The sequence below is a fragment of the Candidatus Eisenbacteria bacterium genome (genome assembly GCA_035577985.1).
In the GTDB taxonomy this organism is placed as follows: domain Bacteria; phylum Desulfobacterota; class Binatia; order DP-6; family DP-6; genus DATJZY01.
Genome location: DATJZY010000127.1, coordinates 1 through 14,250, shown reverse-complemented (window position 1 = coordinate 14,250; position 14,250 = coordinate 1). Strand labels below are relative to the sequence as shown.

15 protein-coding genes are annotated in these 14,250 nt (G+C 70.6%); 6 read left to right on the top strand and 9 right to left on the bottom strand.

The features are described from left to right. The first annotated feature begins 165 nt into the window (after positions 1 to 165). A complete protein-coding gene (locus tag VMS22_18230; GenBank protein HXJ35974.1) occupies positions 166 to 1,458 on the top strand; it encodes an ATP-binding protein in 1,293 nt (430 codons plus the stop codon). After that, entirely contained in the window at positions 1,455 to 2,006 is a 552-nt protein-coding gene (locus VMS22_18225) for a response regulator (protein ID HXJ35973.1), read from the top strand. The genes VMS22_18230 and VMS22_18225 overlap by 4 nt, the downstream gene beginning before the upstream one ends. A gap of 74 nt (positions 2,007 to 2,080) precedes the next feature. Here the strand turns inward: VMS22_18225 and VMS22_18220 are convergent, their stop codons facing one another. Genes VMS22_18220 through VMS22_18210 form a run of 3 tightly spaced genes read right to left on the bottom strand, consistent with a single transcriptional unit; the run spans position 2,081 to position 4,853 of the window. Then, positions 2,081 to 2,632 carry a hypothetical protein gene (locus tag VMS22_18220; GenBank protein ID HXJ35972.1) on the bottom strand — a complete coding sequence of 184 codons (552 nt, stop codon included), beginning with the start codon at positions 2,630 to 2,632 and terminating at the stop codon, positions 2,081 to 2,083. A 50-nt stretch (positions 2,633 to 2,682) separates the two neighbouring features. Continuing rightward, complete coding sequence (locus tag VMS22_18215; GenBank protein ID HXJ35971.1) at positions 2,683 to 3,651, bottom strand: hypothetical protein; 969 nt, start codon at positions 3,649 to 3,651, stop codon at positions 2,683 to 2,685. Further along, positions 3,648 to 4,853 (bottom strand): hypothetical protein, encoded by a 1,206-nt coding sequence (locus VMS22_18210; protein ID HXJ35970.1) that lies wholly within the window; start codon positions 4,851 to 4,853, stop codon positions 3,648 to 3,650. The genes VMS22_18215 and VMS22_18210 overlap by 4 nt, the downstream gene beginning before the upstream one ends. A gap of 213 nt (positions 4,854 to 5,066) precedes the next feature. Between VMS22_18210 and VMS22_18205 the strand changes: the two genes are divergently transcribed. Continuing rightward, complete coding sequence (locus VMS22_18205; GenBank protein HXJ35969.1) at positions 5,067 to 6,080, top strand: hypothetical protein; 1,014 nt, start codon at positions 5,067 to 5,069, stop codon at positions 6,078 to 6,080. Next, the gene (locus tag VMS22_18200) at positions 6,068 to 7,078 is read left to right on the top strand and encodes a hypothetical protein (protein ID HXJ35968.1); all 1,011 of its coding nucleotides are present in this window, start codon (positions 6,068 to 6,070) and stop codon (positions 7,076 to 7,078) included. The genes VMS22_18205 and VMS22_18200 overlap by 13 nt, the downstream gene beginning before the upstream one ends. A 15-nt stretch (positions 7,079 to 7,093) precedes the next feature. Here VMS22_18200 and VMS22_18195 read toward each other — a convergent pair whose 3' ends face one another. The 6 genes from VMS22_18195 to VMS22_18170 all read right to left on the bottom strand — a co-directional run bounded on the left by VMS22_18195 (position 7,094) and on the right by VMS22_18170 (position 11,290). Next, positions 7,094 to 7,378 (bottom strand): hypothetical protein, encoded by a 285-nt coding sequence (locus tag VMS22_18195; GenBank protein ID HXJ35967.1) that lies wholly within the window; start codon positions 7,376 to 7,378, stop codon positions 7,094 to 7,096. Between the two features lie 89 nt (positions 7,379 to 7,467). Next, complete coding sequence (locus VMS22_18190; GenBank protein ID HXJ35966.1) at positions 7,468 to 8,457, bottom strand: hypothetical protein; 990 nt, start codon at positions 8,455 to 8,457, stop codon at positions 7,468 to 7,470. Positions 8,458 to 8,467: 10 nt separating this feature from the next. Continuing rightward, positions 8,468 to 9,013: a hypothetical protein gene (locus tag VMS22_18185; GenBank protein ID HXJ35965.1), complete on the bottom strand. Its 546-nt coding sequence runs from the start codon at positions 9,011 to 9,013 to the stop codon at positions 8,468 to 8,470. 25 nt (positions 9,014 to 9,038) lie between these two features. Further along, the gene (locus VMS22_18180) at positions 9,039 to 9,827 is read right to left on the bottom strand and encodes a hypothetical protein (protein ID HXJ35964.1); all 789 of its coding nucleotides are present in this window, start codon (positions 9,825 to 9,827) and stop codon (positions 9,039 to 9,041) included. Between the two features lie 49 nt (positions 9,828 to 9,876). Then, entirely contained in the window at positions 9,877 to 10,320 is a 444-nt protein-coding gene (locus tag VMS22_18175; protein HXJ35963.1) for a CHRD domain-containing protein, read from the bottom strand. A 16-nt stretch (positions 10,321 to 10,336) separates the two neighbouring features. Next, positions 10,337 to 11,290: a hypothetical protein gene (locus tag VMS22_18170; GenBank protein ID HXJ35962.1), complete on the bottom strand. Its 954-nt coding sequence runs from the start codon at positions 11,288 to 11,290 to the stop codon at positions 10,337 to 10,339. A gap of 315 nt (positions 11,291 to 11,605) precedes the next feature. On the opposite strand from VMS22_18170, the gene VMS22_18165 reads away from it, so the two are divergent. Together VMS22_18165 and VMS22_18160 are read left to right on the top strand one after the other, a co-directional pair. Further along, complete coding sequence (locus VMS22_18165) at positions 11,606 to 12,034, top strand: hypothetical protein (protein ID HXJ35961.1); 429 nt, start codon at positions 11,606 to 11,608, stop codon at positions 12,032 to 12,034. A 72-nt stretch (positions 12,035 to 12,106) separates the two neighbouring features. Further along, positions 12,107 to 14,250, top strand: a 2,144-nt coding sequence (locus tag VMS22_18160; protein ID HXJ35960.1) for a TonB-dependent receptor plug domain-containing protein, incomplete at its 3' end; no start/stop codon positions are given.

Genomic DNA, 14,250 nt, shown 5'->3' with positions numbered 1-14,250 from the left:
TGGCCCCGGGACCAGCCCCGCCCGTTCCCCCACCGCGGCGCGCGGGCTGACCCTCACCCGACGTCTTTTCCCACTCAACGCAGCCAGAACAACGAGTGTGGTCCGTCGGCACCGGACTGCTCCGCACGTCCGGTGCGTAGCCGCGGCGCACTTCGGGGAACCGTCATGCACGTCACCGATCGAACTGCGGTGGGCCTTCCATGGCTCACCCGTCTGCGCTGGGGCGCGGCGGCCGGTCAGCTCGCCGCCGTCGCCGTCGTCCATCAGTTCGCGGAGCCCATGCCGCTCGCGCGAGTGCTGTCCATCATCGCCGCGGGGGCTGCCAGCAACCTCGCGCTCGCCGTGTGGCTCGCGCGGGGGCACGTGGCTACGCGCCCGTTGTGCGGCGCCGTGCTCGCGCTCGACACCGTGCTCCTGACGGGACTCCTCCAGGCCACCGGCGGTCCCCTCAACCCGTTCAGCATCCTCTACCTGGTCCACATCACGCTCGCGGCGGTGGTGCTCGGCGCGGCATGGACCTGGGCGCTCGCCGGGCTCGCCGTCGCGTGCTACGGCGCGCTCTTCCTGGCGGTTCCATTCCCCGCCATCGCGCCCATGCACGCCCATGACGGCGGCATGCTGTCGCTCCACCTCCAGGGGATGTGGATCGCGTTCATGCTGGCCGCCGCGCTCACCGCGTACTTCGTGGTCCAGCTCTCGGCGGCGATCGAGGGGCGCGACGCGGAGCTCGCGCGCGTGCGGGAGCAGGCGAGCCGTGCGGAGCGTCTGGCCTCTCTCACGACGCTCGCCGCGGGCGCGGCGCACGAGCTCGGCACGCCGCTCGCGACCATTGCCGTCGTCGCGACCGAGCTCGAGCGAGCGGTCGCGACGCTTCCCGAATCGCGCGCCATCGCCCTCGGCGACGACGCGCGTCTCATCCGGTCCGAGGTCTCCCGCTGCCGCCGCATCCTCGATCTGCTGGCGAGCGACGCGGGCGGGCCGGCCGGCGAGGCCCCGACGATGGTCGACCTGCGATCGCTCATCGACGACACCCTCTCCGCCTTGCCGCCCGGAAACGTGTCACGTGTCGCCGTGTCCCTCCCGCGTCCGGTGCTCCGACTGAACGTGCCGCGCCGCGCTCTGGTCCAGGTGCTCGCGAACCTGGTCCACAACGCGCTCGACGCGAGCACCCCAGACGGAGCGGTGCGCGTCGCGGTCGATCTCGGGCCGGCTACGCTCGAGTTCGCGATCGAGGACGACGGGCCGGGCATGCCGCCCGACGTCCTCGCGCGCTGCGGAGAGCCGTTCTTCACGACGAAGGGGCCGGGACGGGGGCTCGGGCTCGGGGTGTTCCTCGCCCGGACGCTCGCCGAGGAGCTTGGCGGATCGCTCGATCTGTCCTCGCCGCCGGGGCGCGGCGTCCGGGCGGCGCTCCGGCTCCCGACGGCGGTTCTCGTCCACGGGAAACGCGCCGCATGAGCGAGGTCGCGAGCCCTCCGACCATCCTCCTCGTAGACGACGACGAGGTCTTCCGCGTCCGGCTGGCGCGGGCGTTTCGTGACCGCGGCTTCGAGGTGCGTCAGGCCGCGAACCGGCGCGCTGCGATCGCTTCCGCGCACGCCGATTCGCCCGAGTACGTCGTCGTCGACCTGCGCCTGCCCGACGCCTCGGGGCTCGACGTGGTGCGCGAGCTGCACGCACTCGATCCCGGCTCCCGCATCGTCGTGCTGACGAGCTACGGCAGCATCGCGACCGCGCTCGACGCCGTCCGGCTCGGCGCAACCCACTACCTGACGAAGCCCACCGACGTAGACGAGATTCTCGCGGCGTTCGCGCGGGTCGATGCGCCCGCGACACCGATCGCCGACGTACCGTCCGATCCGCTCTCGCTCGCGCGCGTCGAGTGGGAGCACATCAACCGCGTCCTCGCCGACTGCGGGGGCAACATCTCTGAGGCGGCGCGGCGACTCGGCATGCACCGCCGATCCCTGCAGCGCAAGCTCGCGAAGTTCCCGACGAGACGCTGACGTCGACGCGTGTCGCCGTGCGCCACCGTCCGGGGGAGAACGGGGCGCACGGCGACGAGCGCCCTGGGGCCCCTCTAGGGCACCATGACGCCACAGGCGAAGGCGTCGAGCGCGCCGTGCCGGACCCCGCAGGTGAGGATCGTCATCTCGCTACCGGCGCCCGCCGAGTAGCCGCTCGGGATGGCGGTCGAGATCGAGCACTTGCCGCCCGCGACGGTGCACGTGCCGCCCGTGACCTCCTGATCGATGACGGTGCAGTGACCGCCCGGGCAATCGTCGGTCGTGGTGCGCACGCCGAGCGCGATGGTGAGCGTCTCGCCGTCGCACGCCGGGGAGAGACCCTTGAGGCTCGCTTTCACCTTGAGATCGGTCTTGCTGATCGCGACGGTGAGCGAGCCCTGGCTCTTCGACGCGAACGTGCACTGCGTGTCGACGGGATCGGGCTCGCCGCCGCAGGCCGGCGTCCCGCCGTTCGTCGCCGTGTCGGGAGCCAGGCACGGGGCGTAGTTCTGGACCAGGCTCGACTTCAACTGCTTCGCCTTGGTCGGGAACTCGTGGGCGTCCGCGGGGACGCTGTTGAAGGCGATCGCCGCGGCGATCGCGAGGGCGGGGGTGATACGCTTCATTCCTTCCTCCTTCGTTGGTGTACGTTGAACGCGAGCGGCGCGCGCGGTCCTCAGCCCGGCGAGGCGCTCCAGATGGTCAGTTGGTCGTAGGCGGAGCTCGCGAGATCGCGCAGGACGTCGGCTCGCGGTCCCGTGAAGAGCCCGGCGCGCACGGCCGTGTCCACGAGCGGCGTCAAGCGACTCACGAGCTTCTTCGCGTGGTGCAGGCGACGCGTCGTGGGCCCGCCGGCGGCCGCCTGGACGCTCGCTCGCGCCCTGCCGACGGCTCGGTAGAGCCGTACGAAGGCGCGGCGGCCGGCCCGGGAGGTCGTCGTGACGTCGTTGAGCGCGGCCGAGAGGTCCTCCAGCCGACAGAGCACCGCGTCGACGCCTGCGACCGGATCGAAGCGACAGGCGCCGTCCACGCAGACGTCCGTCGTGCACGCGTCGCCGTCGTCACAGCCCGCGACCGTGCAGTCGAGCGGGAGCGTGGTCGTGGTCGTGGTGGTGACGCCGTCCGGCAGCGTCGTCGTGGTGCTGGTCGTGTCGGGGACGTTGGTCACGACGCCCGTGTAGACCTGCGACGGCTGGTAGCCCTCGCCTCGCACGAGAAACGACACGTGGCGGGAGCCGACGGTGCCGGGCGGAAGCGTCAGCGTCCACTGGGGATGCTGGTGCAGGTACGGCATGCTCCCGATCACCACCCGGTCGTTCGGCGCCTGCAGGGTCTTGCCGTTGAAAACGACGGTCAGGTCCGGATCGATCGCCGTGATCTGCATCGTGATCTTGCGTCCGTTCTTGATCCGGTAGAGGCCGCGCGCCGGGTCGTCGGCGGCGAACGCATCGAAGGACGGATCGACGCCGATCGACGTTCCGGGCGCGTTCGGAAGCTCGACCACGGGGAAAGGGCGGGCGAAGTCGTAGTCAGCCAGAACGAGCGTTCCCGAGCCCGATGCAGTCGATGCGATGTACATGTGCTCGTGGGCCCCCGCCGAGGAGGCGACGGCAAGGACGAGAACCGCCCACGGCGCCGCCCTCATGGCGTGCACGTCGCGGGCGCGGGTGCGTCGGTCGCCTTGAACGAGCGGCCGGCGCGGAAGCGGACGTCGCCCCCAAACGACAGACAGTGTCGATGGTGCCCGATCGTGAGAACGACCGTGACTGGGTACGGGCTCGCCGCCAGATCGAGCGCCAGACCGGGCCCCTTTGCGGTCACCTTGAAGATCTTGTCGCGCTTCACCTGGACCGCGGTGACCGGACCGTGCGCACGCGGCTTGTCGGCATAGGCGAACCCGCTCGGCGTGGCACCACCCAGCGCCCGCCAGCGCGCCGACGGCAGATCGAACGTGAGGTCGAAGGTCGCTCCGGCGATCCGGAGCCGGGCGCCCGTCGTCGTCGGGTCGTCCGCCCCGGCCTCGCCGAGGGTGATCGGCGCCGTCTTCGCGACGGCGGTGAAGGTTCGGCGAGCCGTGACGGCGGGTTTGTCGGCGATCGCCAGGGACGTTCCCGGCAGTGGCTCGTCCGTGAACGCCGGTGCGATCGTGGTCGACGACGAGCTGGTCGTGGTGGAGGTAGAGGCGGCGGGCGTGGTCGTCGAGCTCGTCGATGTCGTGGTCGACGTGCTCGTCGTCGTCGAGGTGGGCGAGCTCGTCGAGGTCGAGGTCGTCGTCGTGGTGGCCCCCGGTCCGCTCGTCGTCGAGGTCGTCGTCGTGGGCACGCTGGTCGAGCTCGTCGTCGGCTCGGGCTCGGTCGTGGTCGTCGTGGTCGGGACGTTCGACACCCACCCGACGTAGACGGGCGAGTCGTCGTAGTCGCGGCCCCGGATCTGCAAGGAGACCGGGAACTCGCCGATCGTGCCGGGTGGAACGGCGAGCGTCCACGTCACGTGGACGTGCAGGAAGGGCATGTTCCCGATGACGACGCGGTCCCCTGGTGCGTCGAGCGTCTTGTCTTCGATGGTGAGGCTCACGGCGGGGTCGACGTCCACGAGAAAGAGCGTCACCTTGGTGCCGTCGGTGACGCGGTAGAAGCCGTTTGCGGGATCGTCCGCGAGCAGGGCCGCGAACGCCGGATCGTCGCCCTCGAACACACCGGGGGTGGCGGTGGGCAGGACGGGGAAGCGGCGAGCGAAGTCGTACTCGAGGGCGAGGGCGCCCCCGCCCGGGGCGTCGGAGGCGATCATCATGTGCTCGTGCGCACCGGCCTCGCGCGCCATCGTCGCGACCAGTAGGCCGAGCAGCACGCGGGCAAACACCCTCACCCCGTATCGCGCAGGTCCCCATCCGGGAATGCGACCGATTGTCGCGCCCGGTCGAATCAAGGATCGCCAGGGTGCGTCACGTTGTCGCACCCCCCGATCGCGGTGCCGATTGGCGGCTCCAGTGGCGCGTGCGGCAATCGGTCGCGTTGTGGCGGGTGCGACGTCCGGATAAGCGGGGGGACATCTTCCCGCCCGATGATTCGTCTTTGCTTCTTGATCGTACTCGGCATCGCGGCGCGGGCCGCGGCGTGCGACATCTGTGCCGTCTACACCGCCACCGAGCAGCGCGAGGCGCAGCCCGGCTTCTGGTTCGGCGTCGCGGAGCAGTACAGCTACTTCGGAACCGAGCTCCAGGGCGGCCACGAGGTGACGCTGCCCGCCAAGGAGCACATGGATAGCTTCGTCACGCAGTTCGTGCTCGGCTACACCTTCACGCCCCGGCTCTGGCTCCAGCTGAACATTCCCTACATCTACCGGAGCTTCACCCGCATTCACGACCACGAGCTCCAGAGCGGGACGGTGAGCGGCGTCGGCGACATGACGCTCCTCGGCGACTTCCTCGCCTACAGCACGATCATCGGCGACGCCCTCTTGCGCTTCTCGATCCTGGGCGGGATCAAGTTCCCGACCGGGAATCCGAGCGAGCTCGGCGAGGAGTTCGTCGAGCCCACGACCGCACCGGTGCGGCGCGCGACGTCCGCGGCCCAGCGCATGGGTACGTACGCGGCCGCGCGGACGCCGTCGGATCTTCTGCCGTTCGAAGGCGGGCTCCACGGCCACGACCTCGCGCTCGGCTCCGGATCATACGACGGCATCGTCGGCGGCCAGATCTTCTGGAACTGGCACCGCGCCTTCGTCGCCGGCGGCATGCAGTACGCTATTCGCAGCACCGGCGCGTTCGACTACCGCTACGCCAACGACCTCACGTGGGTCGGCGGACCGGGCTGGTACCTCCTCCTCGAGCACGACCACACGCTCGGCCTGCAGGCCGTGCTCTCGGGCGAGACCAAGGGCAACGACACGCAGCAGGGGCACAAGGCCAACGACACCGCGATCACCTCCCTCTACATCGGGCCGGGCGTGAGCTTCACCTGGGAGACGTCGCTCAGCGCGGACGTCGCCGTCGATCTGCCGGTGCTGCAGCACAATACGGGCCTCCAGCTCGTTCCCGACGTGCGTGTCCGGGGAGGGGTGACGTGGCGCTTCTGAACCGTCTCGGCATCGCCGCGCTCGCGCTCGGCGTCGTCATGGTGACACGGCCGGCATCGGCGCACGTCGTGCCGATTCCGCCGAGCCTGTGCACGATCGATCCGCTCGGCCTCGAGATCCCCGCCTCGGGGACGACCGGCAGCGCCGGTGACGCAGGTGATGGAGCGTTGCGCGGCGTGTACGACGCCAACGCGAGCGTCGTCCGGTTCTGTGCGGCGACGCCGGCCGACCCCGGCGACTGCAGCGCTTCCTCGCCGAGGAGCTTCGCGCTCGGCGCCGCCGGCGGGACGCTCGCGCTACCGGCGCGCTTCACCGCCCTCATGATGTCGAGCGGCGATCTCATCGCCGACGACGTTCCCGTCACGATCACCACCGGTACGAACACCGTCACGGTGCCGCTGTCGCTCACGACGGGCCTCGTCGCGGCGGGTGGGATCGTGATGGCAGGTGCGCCGCTCGAGGGTCTCGGTAGCTGGGTGATGCTGGGCGTGATCCCGGGCGGCGCGCTGCCCCCGCCGCTCCCGAGCGATGCGGTCGTGGTGCGGCTGTCGTGCGTGCCCCGTCCGGTGCCCGACAAGGACCAGTTCGTGCGCCCGAGCGTCGTGCGACGTCTCGCGGGTACGATCGGCGCCCGTGAGGTCGACCTGCGCGCGAAGCTCGTCCTCGGCCCCGCCGACCGGCAGACTCTCGCGGGACAATCGGCGCTGCTGGTTCTGCGGGTCGACGGCGAGCCGCTCGCTTCGGGGATCGTGTCCGGATGGACCCGCGCGAAGCGACGGAACACCGCGAGCAGCGCCGATGGACGCGTCGTCGTCACGGTGAAGTGGGGCTCAGCCAACACCGCGGCCCTGACGATCAGGATGCTCGACGTGACGGGGCTGAAGGTGGCGCAGGGCGGGCCGTCGCTGGTCGGCCTGACGTTCGACACCGGTCGGCTCCTCGCCCGTGGCGAGCGCCTGTTCCACCCGGACCCGGAGGGAAACGCCCTGCGCCGCTGATCGCGCTGGCGGTCTTCAGTCGCCGGGCGGGCAGAGCTCGAAGCCGTAGCCGGGATCGAGCTCACGCGCGTGGGGGGCGCCGTTTGCGCCGAACGGCAGCATCACGCCGCTCGGGTGCCCGCTGGCGTTCCAGCACACGACGCAGCCGGCGCTCGACGTGCACCGCCAGTCGTCGGGCACGACGAATCGGATGACGCCGGACTCGTCACGCGACGACAGAGGAGTCGCGACGACAGCCGCGGGCGTCCAGCCCACGAGCCCCGCTGCCGCGCACACGATGGCGATTCCGAAGCGGGACATCGGGCTGCACGCTTACCCCAAGCGGTCCCGGTCGGGCGATGCGGCATGTGGTCGCAGCGGGCCAGCAACCGATCACTGCCGGCTGGGCGTCAGGAAGCGCGGAGCTGCGTGCGATGGGCCGCGGCGCGGAAGCGACGCTCGCTGCGAGCGATCCCGTTGCCGAGGTCTGCCGTGAACCCGACGATGGCACCCGCGCCATCGATTGCCGGGAGCGTCGGACCCGCCACATCGAGGGTGACGATCCAGCGCGCGTGCTTGCGCGGTGTCGCGACGACCTTCCATCGCCCGCTCGCATCCCCGCCGGCGAGGCCCTTGCCCTGCGGGGCGAGCGACACCGAGCCCGTCGCGATGGTCGACGCGCCCGCCACCAGCCGCAGCAACAGCGGGCCGGCTGCCAGCGTACGTGTGGGATCCGGAAAGTCGATCGTCGCTTTCAGCCGCGCGCGGTCCGGCGCCAAGCGGCCCGCGAGACGGACGACGCGGGGCGGACTCGTGAACTGGTCGACGTCGGGTCCCGGAATGGGTGCGCATGCGACCCGCAGAACCAGCGGAATGCCGCCCAACGGCGGATCGAGCGGCGCCATGACGACGCCGACGAGCTCGACGTGATCGAGCCCCGCGATGGGACTGCCGGCGATCACGGCGTCGCCGGCGACCGCGAGACCCGTCGTGAACGTCACCGGCACGGTGGCCGACGAGGCTCCCGCCTGCAGGAAGATCGGTACCCCGGGGATGACGAGATCGCCGCTCGACGACAACGCGCCGCCGAAGAGCGTGGGTAGCTGGAGCGACCCGGCGATCGATCCGAGCGAGAAGGCCACCGGCAGAGACGGCTGGCACTCCGCGGCACCGTCGCTCGACGCTGCGGGACAGATCTGCACGCGGCCCGTCCCGACGTCGTACACGAGCCGCAGCGCGTCCCCGCCGGCCGGCGCCGTCGCGACGGCGCTCAGCCCCAGCGCCGGCACGTCGACGGCGATCGGGTCGAACGTGCAGCGACTCGGATCGACGGGGACGACGTGCGCCGACGCGCGCGAGGCGAGGGCGACGAGGACGAGGAGGAGACGGCGCGCGCGCACGATCTCGATTCTATCGAACCATCACCCCGCACGTGAAGGCGTCGAGCATGCCGTGACGTATGCCGCAGGTGCGGACCGTCATCTCGCTCCCCGCGCCGGCCGAATAGCCGGTCGGGATGGTCGCCGCGAGCGCGCACTTGCCCTTGGCCACGGTACAGGTGCCGCCGGTGATCTCGTCGTCCACGACCGTGCAGTGGCCGTCCGGGCAGTCGTCGGTGGTCGTGCGCACGCCGAGCGCCGCGGTGAGCGTTTCGCCGTTGCACGCGGGGGACAGCCCCTTCAGCGCGGCCTTCAGCTTGATCGAGGTCTTGCTGATGGTGGCCGTGAGCGTCCCCTGGCTCTTCGACGCGAAGGTGCACTGCGTGTCGACGGGATCGGGCTCGCCGCCGCAGGCCGGCTTGCCGCCGCTCGTCATGGTCGTCGGGGCCGTGCACTGCGCATAGTTCTGGACGAGGCTCGACTTCAGCTGCTTGGCGACGGTCGGGAACTCGTGGGCCCGAACGCTGGTCGCTGCGAGGATCAGGGTCGCGACGACGACGATGGTGGTACGCTGCATGCTCTCTCTCCTCTGGGGTTGGGGGTCAGTCGGGCGCGCCACCGGCGATCCAGCCGACGATGGCGGCCTTGTCGGCGGGGGTGAGGCAGCCGCCGGCGGGTGGCGTCTTCGGACAACCGTCGGGCATGAGCCGGCTGCGGTCGACCAACCGGCGTCCGAGGATCTTGCGGGCGAGCCAGCTCGCCGCGACATCGCCGGGGGCCACGAGCTTCAGGCTCGGGACGTCCAGCGACGGCACGTCGAGCACGGCCGATCGCGCGACCGTCGTCTCCAGCGGCGGCGTGCTGTTGGGGAGCGTGACGGTGTGACAGCCGAGCGTCGCGCATCGCGCGGCGAAGATCGGAGCCACGACCGCGAACGACGGTGCCGCCGCGCTCGGCGTGCAGCCGAGCACCAGGCGGTCCCGGTCGGTGCGACGACCCTTGGCGCTCACCACGATACGCGCCGTCGCGGGCGCGAGGCCGTGCAGGCCGGCGCGCAGCGGCACCGGCACGCGCGCGGTCGCACACCCCGGGCGGCGTGGATCCAGTCCGGCCACGCCCGCCGCCAGCGCGCGTGCGGCGGAGCTCGCCGCCGGTCCGACGACGGGCCCCACGACCGCATCGGGCGTGCAGCCCGGGCCGGGCACGTTGATGCAGACGGTCAGCTCGAAGGTGCACGTCCCGTCGACGACCCCGTCGGCGTCGCACGCCGGATCGCCGTCGGCGCACGTCGTTCTCGCCGCGCCGATGCCGCCGAACTGCACCAGGCAGTCGGCCGCGGCGACGCCGCCGCCCGCGAAGCAGTCGGGCGGACACTGGGCCGCGGTCGACACGGACCCAGCCAGCGCCAGCGCCACCAACGTTCTCGCGATCCGACGCACGCTATCGGCCGGTTCGCATGGGCAGCACCTGGCCGCGGATCTCGCCGGCGGCCCAGGGCACGGTGTGGATGTTGATGTACGTGTCACCGTGCATGAGGAGCTTCACTTCCTTCGTCTTCAGCGGGCCGACGCAGCCGAGCTTCGGACCGCCGAGGGGCGTGAGGTCGTAGAACACGGCGTCCGTCTTGCCGGGCTCGCCGCCGTGCAGATGCGCGTCGGTCTCGAGACCGTCGAGCGTCGAGTACGTGATCGTGTAGCACAGGCGGCGCAGCGCCTTGTCGTACGTGAGATAGCCGACGCCGAAGGCGCGGCTGCTGCTGGGTGGGACGACCTGCCCACCGTTCAGGACGGCGATGAACTGCTGCGTGCCCGAGGCCGCCAGCGCGGGCGCGGCAAAAGCGAGCGCTGCGCAGGCGAGCAGTGGACGAAGTCGGGGAAACGCCATCGAAGCCTCCAGCACCTCAGCCACGTGAGGCGCGCCAAAGAGCGAACGCGTCGTATGCGGTGCTCGCCAGGGTGCGTATCTCGTCGCCGACCGATCCGACGAAGAGGCCCACGCGATCCGCCGCGTCGGTGAGCTGCGTGAGCCGGCTCACCAGACGTCCCGCCCTCGGCGACGGCTTCCCCCGGCTGGCCGCCGCTTGCATGACCGCTCGGGCCTTGCCGGTCGTCCGGTACAGACGGACGAGCGCCGCGTGTTGCTTGGAGCCGCTCGCGGTGATCGTGTTGAGCTCGGTCGCCATCTGCTCGAGACGACACAGCACGGCATCGGCGTCGGTCACCGGGTCGTAGCGGCAGGTGCCCGCGTCGCAGACGTCGGTCGTGCACGGATTCCCGTCGTTGCAGGGTGTCACGGTGCAGTCGGACGGGACCGTCGTCGTCGTCACGCTACCGGGCAGGGTCGTGGTCGTCGCGTCGCCCACGTTGCTCACCGTGCCGGTGTACACCGGGGACGCGACGTAGCCGGCGCCCTTCACCTTGAACGAGACGTGGAACGTGCCAACGCTCCCGGGCGGGATCGTGAGAGTCCACTGGGGGTGTTGATGCAGATATGGCATCTTGCCGACGACGCCCACGTCGCCCGGCTGGCGTAGGGTCTTTCCGTTTAGCACGACGCTGAGCTCCGGATCGATCGCGGTCAGGACCATCTTGATCTTGCGGCCCTTCTTGATCTGGTAGGCGCCGTTCGTGGGATCGTCGGCCATGAGCGAATTGAACGACGGGTCGACGCCGATCCAGGTGTCTGGAGCGTTCGGAAGCTGGGCGACGGGGAAGGCGCGCGTGAAATCGTAGCCCACGAGTTCGAGCGCGCCCGAGCCGGGCGCGGCGGACGCGATGTACATGTGCTCGTGGGCGAATGCGGCCGTGCGCGGCAGCATGGCGAGCACGATGAGGAAGCACGCTCTGCGCCGCATCGTGAAAAACGCTACCGGACGTGCACCAACCGCGCAATGCAACCGTGCGCGCCGCCGGCGCGATCCGTCGGAACGGTCGCCGATCGGCTGCCCTAGCCCACCATGCGGTTTCGGCGGCCCTTTCCGGTCGTGGGCGCGGCGGAGCGCACCGGGACGATCGCCGGGGCGCAGGTGCGACACGATGTCGCATGCCCCCTGCGATGGGGAGCGCCCTCGACAGCGGCGAACCGCCATCCGGCGACCTACCCCGGCCCGTAGGACCGGGAGGAACAAGTCCGTGACCGTGACCTCGACAGCGTGGTAGGGCAGACACCGGTGAGGCAGAACGCCCACATCGCCGTCCTGGTGCTGGCGGCCTTCGCCGCCACGACGGCCGTTCCCGGCCCGCAGGTGGTCGCGCACCGCCACGCCGGCGGCGACCACGATCACGTGCACGCGTTCCTCGTGCACGGCGACGACGATCACGACCACGCGGATCATCATCACCATCACGACGCCGAGGCGGCGCACGCGCGGCGCCATCGGGGCCACGCGCACCGGCCGCGGATCGCCCACGGGACCGCGGACCCGCTGCACCATGCGCACGTCGTCTCGCCGTTCCAGCCGGCGACCCCGCCGGCGACGCCGCACGTCGAGCTCGCGCTCCACGTCATGACCGAGGGTCCCGCGGCGCTTCCCGCCGTCCGCGCACTCGCCCTCGGGACGATCCGCTCGCGCGGTCCGCCTCCGCTCGCACGCTTCTGATCCGAATCGTCCCCGATCACGAGCGTGCGCGGATCGTGTCTCGTCACGATCCGCCGGAGGGAGGAGAGCGCCATGCTGCGATCCTGCAGGGGTCGTGTGCTCGGCATCGTCGTGTGGGTCGCGTGCGCGGTGGCTGTCGCGCGCGCGGCGGACGACACGGCTGCGGACACGACCACGACGACGAGCGAACAGATGACTGAAGAAGGCGACGGAAAGCCCGATCCGGGAGGGGATTCGTCCGACCAGGCACCGCCGGCGAGCAAGAACGAGACGCGGCTCGAGGAGCTGGTGGTCGAATCGAGGAAGCCGATGAGCGCCGCGTCGGCGCAGGACATCCGCGCCCACGATTTCGACGTCCGCCCGCACCAGACGATCATGCAGATCCTGAACAACCTGCCGGGTGTCGTGGTGGCGCAGCATCAGGGTGGATCGAAAGCGCCGCAGTGGTTCCTGCGCGGCTTCGACGCGGACCACGGCACCGACGTCGCCGTCTCGGTCGACGACATGCCGATCAACTTTCCGACCCACGCCCACGGGCAGGGCTACGCGGATCCGAACTTCCTGATCCCCGAGGTGATCGACCGCGTCGGCCTCTACAAGGGCCCGTACTTCACGCAGTTCGGCGACTTCGCGACCGCCGGGGCGATCAACTTCGTCACCAAGGACGTGTTCGCCGAGAACTTCTTCCTCGCCGAGGGCGGGTCGTTCGACACCATGCGCTACGTCGTCGGCGCCTCGCCGCAGGTCGGGCAGGTGAAGACGATGATCGCGGCGCAGGCCTACTACACGAACGGGCCCTTCGAGCACCCGGAGAACCTCGCCCGCTACAACGGCTACGCCAAGATGAGCTTCGACCCGACGCCGCTCTCGCACATGTGGCTCACGACGATGGGCTACCAGGCGGACTGGGACGGGTCGGGGCAGGTGCCGCTGAGCCTCGTCTCGGCGGGGAAGCTCGATCGCTTCGGCTCGCTCGATCCGACCGAGGGCGGCCACACCGACCGCGAGATCATGGACCTCCACTGGCGCTACACGCCGACGGCCGCCGACACGTGGGAGGTCCAGACGTACGCCAACCGCTACAAGCTGCGCCTGTACTCCGACTTCACGTTCTTCAACTCGACGGGCCTGCGCTTCGTCCAGCTTCCGAACGGCGCCGTCGTCGACACGCGCGCGAAGCCGGTGCGCGCCGGCGCCCACTACATCCCCGGCGACGGCATCGCGCAGGACGACTCCCGCTTCTACTACGGCGCGAAGGCGCGCTTCACGCGCAACTGGTTCCTCGCCGGCATCCCGCTCCAGTCGCAGCTCGCCTTCGAAACCCGCAACGACGACGTCGACGTGGCGCTGCACCGGCAGGTGCGCCGGACGATCTTCTACGACATCAACAAGGTCTATGTCCGCGAGCATTCGTTCAGCGGCTACTGGAACCAGCAGATCTTCTTCAACGACTGGGTGCGCTTCGACGGCGGGCTGCGCGGCGACTTCTTCATCTTCGACGTGAACAACCGCCTCCCCCAGCAGGGCACCGATCCGAACTTCAGCCCCGTCTACCTCGACGGCTACCAGACCCAGGGTCAGGTGAGCCCCAAGGCGAACCTCATCATCACGCCCGTGCGCGACACCGAGATCTACCTCAACTTCGGCGAGGGCTTTCACTCGAACGACGCGCGCGCGGCGATCGGCGGCGCCGCGTTCACGGGCGTCACGAACCCCGGCGAGGGCGTGGGCGAGGACCAGACGGTGACGCCGCTCGCGCGTGCGATCGGCTACGAGTTCGGCGCCCGGACCCGCCAGTTCGACAGCCTGGATCTCGCGGCGTCGCTCTGGCTCCTCGACCTCGACAGCGAGCTCGTCTTCTCGGGCGACGCCGGCACCGACGAGCCGAGCCCGTCCAGCCGCCGCTGGGGCATCGACTTCGAGACGCGCTACCAGATCACGCGCTGGCTGTTTGCCGACTACGACCTCTCCTACGCCGACCCGCGCTTCGACAACGGCGGCGCCATCCCCCTGGCGCCCACCCTGCTCATGAACGGCGGCCTCACGGCCGAGTTCGGCAACGGCCTCTCGGTCGGTCTCCGCGCGCGCTACCTCGACGATCGCCCCGCCAACGAGCAACGTACGCTCGTCGCGCGCGGCTATTTCCTGCTCGACCTGATCGCCCGCTACCGCTGGCGGAACGTCGAGCTGTCGCTGCAGCTCCTGAACCTCACCGA

Excerpts from the sequence above, each read along its gene's own strand:
- VMS22_18230 (HXJ35974.1), top strand. The coding sequence starts at position 166 with ATGCACGTCACCGATCGAACTGCGGTGGGCCTTCCATGGCTCACCCGT.
- VMS22_18225 (HXJ35973.1), top strand. The coding sequence starts at position 1,455 with ATGAGCGAGGTCGCGAGCCCTCCGACCATCCTCCTCGTAGACGACGAC.
- VMS22_18220 (HXJ35972.1), bottom strand. The coding sequence starts at position 2,632 with ATGAAGCGTATCACCCCCGCCCTCGCGATCGCCGCGGCGATCGCCTTC.
- VMS22_18215 (HXJ35971.1), bottom strand. The coding sequence starts at position 3,651 with ATGAGGGCGGCGCCGTGGGCGGTTCTCGTCCTTGCCGTCGCCTCCTCG.
- VMS22_18205 (HXJ35969.1), top strand. The coding sequence starts at position 5,067 with ATGATTCGTCTTTGCTTCTTGATCGTACTCGGCATCGCGGCGCGGGCC.
- VMS22_18195 (HXJ35967.1), bottom strand. The coding sequence starts at position 7,378 with ATGTCCCGCTTCGGAATCGCCATCGTGTGCGCGGCAGCGGGGCTCGTG.
- VMS22_18185 (HXJ35965.1), bottom strand. The coding sequence starts at position 9,013 with ATGCAGCGTACCACCATCGTCGTCGTCGCGACCCTGATCCTCGCAGCG.
- VMS22_18175 (HXJ35963.1), bottom strand. The coding sequence starts at position 10,320 with ATGGCGTTTCCCCGACTTCGTCCACTGCTCGCCTGCGCAGCGCTCGCT.
- VMS22_18170 (HXJ35962.1), bottom strand. The coding sequence starts at position 11,290 with ATGCGGCGCAGAGCGTGCTTCCTCATCGTGCTCGCCATGCTGCCGCGC.